This window comes from Fulvivirga lutimaris, assembly GCF_009711525.1.
In the GTDB taxonomy this organism is placed as follows: Bacteria; Bacteroidota; Bacteroidia; order Cytophagales; family Cyclobacteriaceae; genus Fulvivirga; species Fulvivirga lutimaris.
In genome coordinates this window covers 36379-48610 of the sequence record NZ_SMLV01000424.1, presented here as the reverse complement: position 1 = coordinate 48610, position 12232 = coordinate 36379, and the positions used below count along the sequence as shown (strand labels likewise).

The 12232-nt window shown below is 37.9% G+C and carries 6 protein-coding genes; 5 read left to right on the top strand and 1 reads right to left on the bottom strand.

The window, feature by feature from the left end; genetic code table 11:
• A partial coding sequence (locus tag E1140_RS17705; RefSeq protein ID WP_155187101.1) for an FtsX-like permease family protein occupies positions 1 to 2306 on the top strand: 2306 nt, incomplete at its 5' end.
• 33 nt (positions 2307 to 2339) lie between these two features.
• Here E1140_RS17705 and E1140_RS17700 read toward each other — a convergent pair.
• Positions 2340 to 3722: an LA_2272 family surface repeat-containing protein gene (locus E1140_RS17700; RefSeq protein WP_155187098.1), complete on the bottom strand. Its 1383-nt coding sequence runs from the start codon at positions 3720 to 3722 to the stop codon at positions 2340 to 2342.
• A 258-nt stretch (positions 3723 to 3980) separates the two neighbouring features.
• On the opposite strand from E1140_RS17700, the gene E1140_RS17695 reads away from it, so the two are divergent.
• The 4 genes from E1140_RS17695 to E1140_RS17680 are packed head-to-tail and all read left to right on the top strand — an operon-like array spanning position 3981 to position 12159.
• The gene (locus E1140_RS17695) at positions 3981 to 4322 is read left to right on the top strand and encodes a PadR family transcriptional regulator (protein ID WP_155187095.1); all 342 of its coding nucleotides are present in this window, start codon (positions 3981 to 3983) and stop codon (positions 4320 to 4322) included.
• The gene (locus E1140_RS17690) at positions 4322 to 6949 is read left to right on the top strand and encodes an ABC transporter permease (RefSeq protein WP_155187092.1); all 2628 of its coding nucleotides are present in this window, start codon (positions 4322 to 4324) and stop codon (positions 6947 to 6949) included. Before E1140_RS17695 ends, E1140_RS17690 begins: the two co-directional genes overlap by 1 nt.
• Positions 6942 to 9545, top strand: a complete 2604-nt coding sequence (locus tag E1140_RS17685) for an ABC transporter permease (protein WP_155187089.1) — start codon at positions 6942 to 6944, stop codon at positions 9543 to 9545. The genes E1140_RS17690 and E1140_RS17685 overlap by 8 nt, the downstream gene beginning before the upstream one ends.
• A gap of 1 nt (position 9546) precedes the next feature.
• Positions 9547 to 12159: an FtsX-like permease family protein gene (locus E1140_RS17680; protein ID WP_155187086.1), complete on the top strand. Its 2613-nt coding sequence runs from the start codon at positions 9547 to 9549 to the stop codon at positions 12157 to 12159.
• Positions 12160 to 12232 lie beyond the last annotated feature (73 nt).

Here is a 12232-nt window from a genome sequence, read left to right as displayed (position 1 = left end):
CATTTTTAGTATGCCTGTTCTCCTTCCAATACATAAGTTTCGAGCTTAGTTATGACGCCTATCATAAAAATACGGATGCTATCTACAGATTAGTGACCGATGTAAAAACCTCAACAGGCACAAAGCTAGAAAGCTCAGCCATACCTGCTGCTCCAGAATTAGCCAAGCAGTTCCCTGAAATTCAGAATTACACACGTGTATTTTTAGATTACCTGTTGGTGCAGAGTAGTGTTGATAATTATCAAGAAGAAAATATAGCCTATGTCGAACAAAGCGTCTTTGATGTATTTTCATTTCCTCTTATTGAAGGTAATCCAGAGACCGTTTTTAAGGCCCCTTTTAATGCAGTTCTTTCAGAAACTGCAGCACTGAAATATTTCGGCACTTTAGATTGTATTGGAAAGGAATTAAAACTTGATGGAACCACCTCATCTTTTGTAACAGGTATAATGAAGGACATCCCAGAGAATTCGCATTTTAAGGTGGATATCTTCTTATCGTTATCTTCTCTTATTGAAGTTTGGAACCCAGGCAGAGCCACTAACTGGACTGCCTTTGGGTGCTACTCCTACTTACTAGTTAATGAAAACAGTGATGTAGCGGCATTAAATAAAAAAATCGGCCAATTTATTGACCAGAAAATCCAGCGCGGAGAGGCGTCTTACTCTACGGAATTAGAGCCCCTCGCAGACCTTTATCTATTTGCGAATGCCAGAGGAAGCAGAACAGGATCATCATTACATGGCAATGTTGACAACATCTATATTTTTGGCATTATCGCACTACTAGTTCTATTTATTGCAGTATTTAATTTCATTAATATTTCTAATGCCCTTTACATTAAGCGTGCTAAAGAAATAAGCATGAAAAAGATCTTGGGCGTAAGCCAAACACAGCAGAAATTTCAATACCTGCTTGACTCAACTTCATTCTCTTTGTTCGCATGTCTTATCGCCATTTCATTCTTTATTCTTTTTACTCCCACCATCAATCAGCTGGCAAACAAACCAATTATTGGTAATCCATTTGACCATTACAGTTTATATATGCTTGTATTTGGTTTAGCATTCTTCGTTGGAATATTAAGTGGCGTTTTCCCAGCATTTGAACTTACCAATTTAAAATACGATCGTCTACTAAAAGGAAATATAAAACTCGGTTCAAAGGGTTTGATCTTGAAAAATGGGTTAGTTGTAGTTCAGTTTGCAATATCAATTATCATGATTATTTCTGCCATCGTGGTCACCAAACAATTGAACTATCTACAGACAAAAGAATTGGGCTATAGCAAAAGCCAAAAGCTGATTATTGACTTCCATTTTGATGAATCAATAAAAAGAAATGAAAAGACCATTAAAGAGAAATTAAAGTCACTTCCCGGCATTATGAGTGCCAGCATTTCTTCAAGCGTTCCTGGAAGATCGGGCAGAAAATCAATGACAGAATTGCCCACAAAAAATAGGCAGGTGGAAGAACTTTACACTGATTCCTATTATGTTGATTATGATTTTATCAATCAATATGACATTAAGATAATAGCTGGCCGTGGGTTTGAAGAAGATCGGCCTTCCGACTACAGGCAAAGTATGATCCTTAATGAATCAGCAGTAAAAACCCTTGGTTATAGTAATCCAGAAGAAGTCATTGGCCTTCCTTTTCTGCAAGCTGGCAGATGGAAGGGTGAAGTGATTGGGGTGGTAAAAGATTTTCATTTCAATTCATTGCATGAAAAAATAACGCCTTTAACCATGAGTATTGCACGAGGGTACTTCACCTTTTTAATTCTGGAAGTCAACACTGACAATATCCAAAATACCATTGCTCAAATAGAAGATATGTGGAAGGAGATTCTTCCTGAACTGCCAATGAGCTACACTTTTGAAGATCAAACTTATGAGGAGCTGTACCGCTCTGAAAAGCAGTTAGGAGACTTAACATTCTATTTTGCTCTAATTGCCATTTCATTATCTCTAATCGGTCTTTTAGGACTAGCTACGCTTACCAGCAAGGATAGAATTAAAGAAATGGGAATCAGGAAAGTTTTAGGGGCCTCTCCACTTCAATTGATGATCTTGCTTTCAAGAAAGCTAATGTCTTTATCATTAATTGGGCTGATTATTGGGCTCCCAATAGCTATAATATCTTCGAACAAATGGCTTTCTAATTTTGCCTACAGGTTTGAATTTAGCTGGTGGATGATTGCTCCTGTTATAATGATAGTCTTAGTTCTCACTATTTTAACCATTGGCAGCCAGGTTTATAAGGCATCGACTGTAAACCCTACAGAATCACTCAAAAGTGAATGAATCAATCATCAAGCTGACATTGATTATTGACTATCATACCTGAATACCAATGGTATAACCAAGCCAGCTCATATATTTCAAATTGCTGCTGTCATTTTCATATAAAACCATTATTGGGGAGAGCTTATATGTGGTATCCTTATAAAAATAGGTATTGATTCTAGCAGTAACATATAAGTAAAATGAAGCTAAAAATTTGACTCTTCTACCATATGTAGCTTGCAGTGAAGTTAATTCACTCAAATTAGTATCAATCTGATCTGTCCAGTTGATATGTTGATTACCCATTCCCCAGGCAAGGAAATAAGCTCCATTTTGCGGGCCACTTTTCATCGGAACGGGGGTATAATTTCTATACAATAGTTTTTCAAACCTCCAGCCCATTGCCCAATAACCATGTTCTTTTTGTCGCTCTGTTGGGTTGTAGCTTACAATTAAACTATTTTGATTGAACCTTTGGAAATCATCATTTAAAGGCAGTTGGTATTGGGTGTCTGAGCAATTGGCACAATTACCGGTAGACCTTTCCAGATTATACTGAAACTGGTCATTGTAGCTAAATCTGGTAAATGATCCTGTTGATCCAAAATTAAGTATGCCTATAGGCGTTCCACTTTTCGAAGCTCGTTTTGCTGGTCTGGTACTGAAAAAATTGATCAAGCCAATTTGTGTACCAGACATTTCTTTTGCTTTATTGATCAACCCTATTTGTGTTCCTGCCATGGTTCTGGAACTATTAAATAGCCCTATCTGCATAGATCTGGCACTGGTTTTTGGGTTGGTATTTTTACCCATCATCCTCCTGCTGGAATTGAACATGCCCAACTGAATACCAGTCATCGGCCCTCTGGTAATATTGCCAAGTAACGACAATTGAATACCTGCCACTGACCGACTGGCCACATTATAAATACCTGCAAGCTGAACACCTCTAAAATCCTCATTAACAACATTACCAAATCCTGCCCACTGAGTTCCGTACATGGCACCATAGGCTATATTCAGTCCTCCTGAGATTTGAGCACCAAATACATTGCCCCTAACCAAATTAATAAGTCCTGAAAGCTGTATGCCATGCATCAAGGGTTCATTCAACTCCTCCTTCATGACCTCTCGTTCATCTGATATTTTAAGATTAACAAATGTATTGGTTCCAACAACATTGGCAATGCCTGCAATCTGAATACCCGTACTGAAGGATAATGTAGCACTCGAAATACCAGATATCTCAAAATGCTTCACTCCGGCCGATGTCCCTGAAAAAATATTGAAGGAAAATTTATTGAAATACCATGCGGGATGGATACCGTTGGTACTTACACCAGAGACTAAAGAAAGCTGAAGGGCACTTTTCCGATAGCGTTTTCTAACCTGACCGTGAGATACGGTTGCTATCGTAATAAATAAAACAAACAAAATGAGAAGTTTGGGAAGGCTGATTGATTGCAAAGACCTGACGTTATATAGTTTTAAGATGTAATAGCGCCAACTACTGCCAGTGAACGACTAAAGCTAATCAATTGGTATATTTTTTCTTAAACATTTTTTCAAAACCCTCTGAATAATAGTGGCTTACAATTTATTTAAGGCCCAACCGTTTTAATTTGTTACTAATAAGTAGAACAAATAAATACTTGTTCCGTACATTAGTTATACAATTTAGAAACTAATATCATGATTGAGACAAAACTTGGTGATTTCGAAGAAGTTATTTTACTATTGGTAGGCATATTAGGCACAGAAGCCTATGCCTTTAAAATAGCAGAAGAGTTCGAAACTCAAACAGAAAGATCGGTATCCATAGGCGCAGTACATTCCACCCTTACCAGGCTTGGTGACAAAGGCTTCTTGGAATCTAAAATGGGGGATGCCAGTGCTGAGCGTGGTGGCCGCAGAAAAAGAATCTATGAGATAACGGCCTCAGGGAAACGAGCCTTAGAAAACTCCCGTGATTTTAAGGTTTCATTATGGAACCAGTTCCCAGCTTTTGCTAATAAACTCAACTTTAATATTTAATGCACTCACCACCATCATTCGCTCAAAAACTACTGGAGTGGCTCATTAAAGATGAGCTAGCTGAAGAGGTATTGGGTGATCTGGATGAAAAGTATTACTACTCATTAAAAAATAAATCAGCCACGCGAGCGAAACTCAATTATTGGCATCAGGTCTTCAACTACCTAAGGCCTTTCGCTCTTAAAAACTATAGGTCAAACTCAAAATCTACAACGATGTACAAGCACAATCTCAAAATTGCCTACCGCCATCTATTAAAAAACAGAGGCTACTCATTTATCAATATTTTCAGCCTCACGGTTGGCATAGCAGCATGCATGGCTATCTATCTTTTTATAATGGATGAAACCAGTTTCGATAGCATGCATTCTAAAAAAGACCACATTTACCGACTGGATGAAATACAAAATTTCACTGGTACAAAAGAGCAAAAGGTAGCACTGTCAATGCCTGGCATGGGGCCAAATATGCTTTCAGATTTTCCTGAAGTAATCAATTATACACGCTTTCATCAAAGGGGTAAGAGACTATTATCTAATGACGAAATCAGCCATACAGTTGAGAAAACTTTCAATGTGGATTCTACATTTCTCAAAATATTTGACTTCCCTTTAGTTTCAGGAGACAGAGAAACTGCACTTAACGAGCCAAACACAGTTTTGCTTACAGAAGAAACTGCTTTAAAATTCTTTGATAACCTCGAGGAAGCTCAGGGCAGCTCTATTAAGATGGGCGATAACCTCTTAAAAATTACCGGCATACTTGAAGATGTACCAGAGACTTCGCACATGCAGTTTAATGTACTCTTTTCTATGACAACTGTTACCAGTGAGAATCCTGATTTTAATGATCAATGGGGTAGTAACTTCTTGAATACCTATTTGCTTCTTGAAGATAATGTGAATGCTGATGCATTAGAAGCAAAGTTAGACGACTTTCTTGTCCGCCATATGGGAGAGAATAGTGAAGACCGTGAAGTTCTAGACTATTATCAGCTTTTTCTACAGCCCTTAGCAGAGGTTCATCTCAACTCATCAGACATAGAGCATGATTACAATAACTACAGAAAATTCAATGGCCAGTATATAGATACTTTTGCCATGGTTGGAATATTTATTCTAATAATAGCGAGTATCAATTTCATGAATCTTTCTACTGCCCGGGCCTCCCAAAGATGGAAAGAAGTCGGGGTTAGAAAAGCTGTGGGTGCTCAAAAAATTCAATTGTTCAATCAGTTCATCTTAGAATCAATCTTGCTAGCACTACTAGCTTTAGTATTAGCCTTTGCCATTAATATTCTGGCTATTCCTTGGCTAAATGACGCCATCAACAGAAAACTGACTATGTGGTTTTTCATAGATCAGCCTCAATATTTGGCTATTATCTTCAGCATTACACTTGGTGTTGGCTTATTAACTGGACTTTACCCCTCATTGTATTTAACTGCCTTCAAAGCCATCAATATTTTGAAAGGAAACAAGCAAAGCGGTAACAAATCCGTTTTTAGAAGTGCCCTTGTAGTGTTACAATTTGGTCTAGCCTTAGCCATGATAGTGAGTACATTGATTGTGCTCAATCAGCTAAATTATATGAAAAATAAGGATGTTGGTTTCGACAAGGATCAGATTGTACTCATAGGTATGAATGGGGAAGTCAATGAAAAATTTGAACTGATAAAAAGTGAGCTTCTTGACCTGACTTCAATAGCAGGGGTAACAGCTTCAGGCCAACGATTGGGTAATAATTTTCATCAGTGGGGATTTAAGGTAAAGACCGATACCGGGGTTTTTCAAATGACACCTTCCAATGTTTTTGTAGAATATGACTACCTGGATGTTTATAATATTAAAGTAAAAGAGGGTCGTTCCTTTTCAAAGGAGTATTCTACTGATGAAGGAATGGCATACATTATCAATGAAAAATTGGTAAAGGAACTTGGCCTTAAAGATCCTATCGGCACTCCTGCCGGACATGGATGGTATCCTGATGACTCATTAGGATCTATTATAGGTGTTACTGAAGATTTCAACTTCAATTCACTCCATCATAAAGTGAACACCTTGTCAATGGTAGTTCATTCTGACTGGGGCTTTGATGAGATGTCTGTAAAAATTAAGGGTGATGACCCTCAAGCTGCCATTGCTCAAATAGAAAATGTTTGGGACAGACATATTAAAGATTGGCCTTTTGATTATATGTTTTTAGATGAGCATTTCGCTACACTCTACCAATCTGATAACCAGATGAGTGCAGTAGTTAGCATTATGACAGTTTTGGCCATCCTTATTGCATGCATGGGATTATTTGGCTTATCGTCTATCATGGTGATGCAAAAAATTAAAGAAGTAGGGATTAGAAAAGTATTAGGTGCCAATGCCTTTCAGATTACCTTTCTGCTTTCAAGAAATTTCCTGCTTTTAGTGGTTTTGGCCTTCATCATTGCTAGCCCTATAACCTATTATTTGCTAAATGATTGGCTTCAAAATTTTGCCTTTCATGTTGATATCAACTTTGTAATATTTATAGTAGGAGCCTTAATATCTCTGGCCATTGCATTGGTCACCATTGGCTATCACACCATTAAAGCTTCTTACAGAAATCCTGTAGAAGCCCTGAGGTATGAATAATAATAAGAAATCCATACCTCCACGACTAGCTCAAAGACTTTTAGAGTGGTTCATTAAAGATGAGCTGGCAGAGGAAGTATTAGGTGACTTGGATGAAAAGTATTTCTACTCAATTAAAAATAAATCAACAACAAGAGCAAAGCTCAATTATTGGTATCAGGTATTTAATTATCTGAGGCCCTTTGCGCTCAAAAACTATAGGTCAAACTCAAACAATCTCAGCATGTTCAACAACTATTTTAAAATCAGTTATCGGAACCTGTTAAAATATCGCAGCTTTTCGGCTATTAACATTCTTGGTTTGTCACTAGGTTTTACCTGCAGCCTATTGATCTTTGTGTGGGTTCAAGATGAGGTAGCTATGGATAAATTTCATAATAACCTTGATCGCATTTATAGCATAACAAGCCGCGAATACACTGGGCATGAACTTACCTATACTGGATATGACACTCCGGGACTATTAGGGGAAGAACTGAAAAAAGTATTTCCTGAAGTAGAACATGCTTCAAACATTAGCTGGAAAGAATGGCACAATTTCTCCGCTAGGAATAATGAAAAAATAATAGTAGGTGGCTTTTATGCTGCTGAAGACTTCTTCAAAATTTTCTCCTACCCTCTTATTCTAGGCTCCAGGGAAAACATACTAAATGAGCCTGAAAGTATAGTTATCTCCAGAAAAATGGCAGATGCTCTATTTGGAGGACCCGAACATGCCATTGGTGAGCTAATTAAACTTGAAAATTATGATGAGCTAAAAGTCACTGGTGTTTTTGAAGATCATCAATCAGATGTATCAGAAAAATTTGACTATATCATCAATTGGAGGTTTTTTACCCAACGCAATGAATGGATAGAAGATTGGCACAACAGCGGCCCGAACACTTATATCATGTTGGCCGAAAATACCGTTGCCGAAGAACTCAGACCAAAAATAAAGGAGTTTATAGCCAAGTATGACGCTAAGTATACTGAGGCCAATCACATGGAACTCGATCTGCAACCCTATGCCAACAGGTACCTTTATTCAAAGTTTGAGAATGGTAAAGTAGCGGGAGGTAGAATAGAATTAGTCTCTCTTTTTGGGCTAGTGGCTTTATTCATTTTGGTTATTGCAAGTATAAATTTCATGAACCTGAGCACTGCCCGATCTATGCGCAGAGCTAAAGAAATTGGAGTAAGAAAAGTAAATGGTGCCAAAAGGATTTCACTCATCTACCAGTTTTTATTTGAGGCATGCATCATTTCCAGCATAGCAGCTATAATCTCTTTATTACTAATAGGGCTGCTCCTTCCTTATTTTAATCTATTAACTGGTAAACAGCTTGATTTACCTATAAACTCATGGAGTTTCTGGATGATGATAATTGCCTCAAACCTGATTGTTGGATTGCTGGCTGGTAGTTATCCAGCATTTCTGTTGTCATCTTTCAAACCCATCAGCATCTTAAGGCAGACTGTAAAGAACAGCACCTATTCTGTTGTGCTTAGAAAAGGCCTTGTAGTCTTCCAGTTTGGGCTGTCTACCGTATTTATTGCTGGCATGTTTACGATATCTGAACAGATGAAATTTGTTCAAAGTAAGGACCTGGGTTATCAAAAAGACCACCTCCTTTATATTCCTTTAAATGGAGCCGTAGCCAAAAACTTTGAGACTTTTAAAAACAAGTCTATGGAGCTGCCAGGGGTTGAAAGCATGAGTCAAACCAGTAGTCACTTAATTCATTTAGAAAATACCACGAGTAATGTAAAATGGGCCGGCAAAGATCCAGATGCAAAGCCAGTATTTGTAGTAAGCTCAATTGGTTATGAATTTTCTGAGACCTTAAGAACCAACATTGTGATGGGAAGGGATTTTTCCAGAGACTTTAATGACTCAACGAATTATATAATTAATGAATCTGCTCTTAAGGTTTTTGGCTTCAAAGACCCAATAGGTAAATCAATCAACATGTGGGGAAGAGAAGGCCAAATTGTCGGGGTTGTTAAAGACTTCCATTACAATTCGCTTCACGTGCCTATAGAACCCATTATTTTATCATTCAAAAGAGGGAATAGAGGTGGCTGGGGCATCGTGCGCGTAGATCCTAATCAGACCATTGCTGCTGTCAATAATCTTGAAAAAGTTTATAAGGAAATGAATCCTGAATTTACTTTCAACTATCATTTTTATGAGGATGAAATTGGACTGCTTTATAGTGGTGAAGAAGTTGTAAAAAAGCTGGCAGGATATTTTGCCTTTCTTGCCATATTCATCTCATGTCTGGGCCTATTGGGGCTGGTCATGTTCACAATAGAGCAGCGCACTAAGGAAGTAGGCATCAGAAAAGTGCTGGGAGCCAGAGTTTCTCAAATAGCCACACTACTTACGAAAGACTTTGTAAAGCTGGTATTCCTATCCATATTGATCTCATTCCCTATTGCTTATCTGCTATCTGAAAATTGGCTACAGGGCTTTGAATATCACATAGAGCTTAAATGGTGGTTTTTTGCGATTTCAGGAGCTGCGTCATTGGTCATAGCTATAGCAACAGTAAGTATTCAAGCCATTAGGGCATCATTTATTAACCCTGCAGATACCATCAGATCAGAATAATATGCTGTCTTCAAACCCTCCAAAAATTGCCCAAAAATTACTCGAGTGGTTCATCAAAGATGAGCTGGTTGAAGAAGTATTGGGCGATCTGGATGAAAAGTATTACAGCTCCATTAAAAATAAATCAACAACAAGAGCAAAACTTAATTATTGGTATCAGGTACTCCATTACCTAAGGCCATTTGCTATTAAAAATTATTGGTCAAACTCAAATTTCAACAACATGCATTTACATCATTTCAAAATCGGATTTAGAAGTTTAAATAAAAACAAGGGCTACTCATTCCTCAATATACTTGGTCTAACACTGGGCATGACCATAGCATTATTTATTGGTCTATGGGTTCATGATGAGCTCTCTTTTAACAAGTCTTTCAATAATTATGAAAACATAGCCAAGGTTATGAGAGTGCAACATAATGATGGACAAGAAGTTGAAGTAGGTAGTGTAATGCCTCCGGGACTGGGCACGCATCTACGCGAAAATTTCTCAAGTCAATTTGAGCATGTTGTAATTGCCCGATCAAGACCAGAGGAAGTTATCTTAAGCAACGAAGGAGATAATTTTACTGAAACGGGATTGTTCCTGCAGAAGGATGGCCCCGAGCTATTTAGTGTCAATATGCTGTCAGGATCAAGAGCTGGCCTAACAGACATTAACTCAATTTTAATTTCTCATAAGTTGGCACAAAAGCTTTTTGATGATGAAGATCCGGTAGGCAAAACAATAAAATATAACGGTAGCCAGGAGCTGGCTGTCAATGGGGTATATGAAGATTTCCCTACCAATTCAGCACTTAAAGGCTATGACTTTTTAGCTCCATTTGAACTCTATATTGATGGATGGTCAGATGTGACTGTTTGGGACAATTATTTCACTCAAATATTTGTGCTATTACCCGATAATGCTAATCTGGCAAACACAAATGAATTGATAAAGGACTTATTACAACCTCATGTAAGCGGGCCAGGGGAGCGATTATTATTTGTAGAACCAATGAAAAATTGGCATCTATTTTCTGAATATGAGAATGGTGAGAAGGTATTAAGTCAGCGCCTAAAATTTGTTTGGATTATAGGATTAGTAGGTGTTTTTGTACTGGCACTTGCCTGCATTAACTTTATCAATCTTAGTACAGCAAGATCAGAGAAAAGGGCACTTGAAATAGGAGTGCGTAAAAGTGTGGGATCAAGAAAAGGTCAGTTAATTCACCAGTTCTTGATAGAATCACTCATTATAGCTTTCATATCCTTCGGTATAACTATTATTCTTTCCATAGTGCTTTTGCCAGCATTTAATGGTCTTGCAGGGAAGAATATCCAATTACCATTTTATGAACCACTTTTTTGGCTAATAAGTCTCGGCACCACAATGCTAACAGGAATAATAGCCGGAGCCTACCCTGCATTTTATCTTTCTTCCATTAGCCCAATTAAATCGTTAAAAGGAGACTATAAAACCAGCCGCTCTGCATCACTTCCGCGAAAAATTTTAGTAATCTTTCAATTCACCATTTCTATCACACTTATATGTGGAACCCTTGTTATCTATAATCAAATCCAGTTTGTAAAATCTAGGCCCGTAGGGTACGGAAAAACCAATTTGGTAACACTACAGAAGAGAACCAGTGAGCTTTATGGTAAATATGATGTGCTACAGGCGGAGTTTGAAAAGTCCGGGGCTGTTGAAAGCATTGGAGAGGCAAGTTATCCTTTGACAAATACACTGGGCAATAACGATGGCTTTGACTGGGAGGGTAAGGACCCTTCATTTGACCCCTCTTTTAATACTGTTAAGGTCAATTATGACTACGGAAAAGTTGTGCAATGGGAAATAATAGAAGGTCGAGATTTTTCCAGAGATATCAGAGGCGATGTCCGCAAGTCAGTAATTATTACAGAGGCGGCCAAAGAAATAATGGGGTTTGATGAAGCCGTGGGCAAGCAGCTTAAATTTAACAATGACTTCTACAGTGATCCGGAAATCACAATAGTTGGAGTAGTGAAAGATATGGTAAAGGGAAACCCATTCGAAAAAGCAAAACCGGCCATTATGTTTTTGACTGAAAGGCCACTTTACTGGATGTTTCTAAGACTGAACTCTGATTTAAGTACAGCAGAAGCAATAACTAGAGTAGAAAACGTAATAAGAGAAGTTGCTCCAAACGCGCCATTTGATTACAGTTTTGTAGATGAAGAGTATGATCAAAAATTTCGCAGTGAAGAGCGAGTGGGAAGCCTAATCACAATGTTCTCTATTTTAGCGATTGTTATTAGTTGCCTTGGTCTGTTTGGCTTGGCAAGCTTTGTTGCAGAAAAGCGTACCAAAGAGATAGGTATACGCAAAACACTGGGCGCCAGCACCTCCAGCCTTTGGGGGCTTCTGTCAAAAGATTTTGTTTCACCTGTACTTATCGCTAGCATTCTATCAATACCATTTGCCTATTATCTGCTAGATATATGGTTGACAAAGTTTGAATATGCTATACATATAAGTTGGTGGTATTTTGTCATCACTTCAGGGGTAGCATTATTGGTAGCAATAATCACAGTGAGTTATCAGGCGCTTAAAGCAGCACTGCTAAACCCAGTCAACTCGCTGAAGTCAGAATAGAGCTTTAAAGCCCAATCATCATTTGATTGGGCTTTAACATTTTTATTTACTTAACAATTATGAAACTAATATA

Coding starts and splice junctions, on each gene's coding strand:
- E1140_RS17685 (WP_155187089.1), top strand. CDS start 6,942: ATGAATAATAATAAGAAATCCATACCTCCACGACTAGCTCAAAGACTT.
- E1140_RS17690 (WP_155187092.1), top strand. CDS start 4,322: ATGCACTCACCACCATCATTCGCTCAAAAACTACTGGAGTGGCTCATT.
- E1140_RS17680 (WP_155187086.1), top strand. CDS start 9,547: ATGCTGTCTTCAAACCCTCCAAAAATTGCCCAAAAATTACTCGAGTGG.
- E1140_RS17695 (WP_155187095.1), top strand. CDS start 3,981: ATGATTGAGACAAAACTTGGTGATTTCGAAGAAGTTATTTTACTATTG.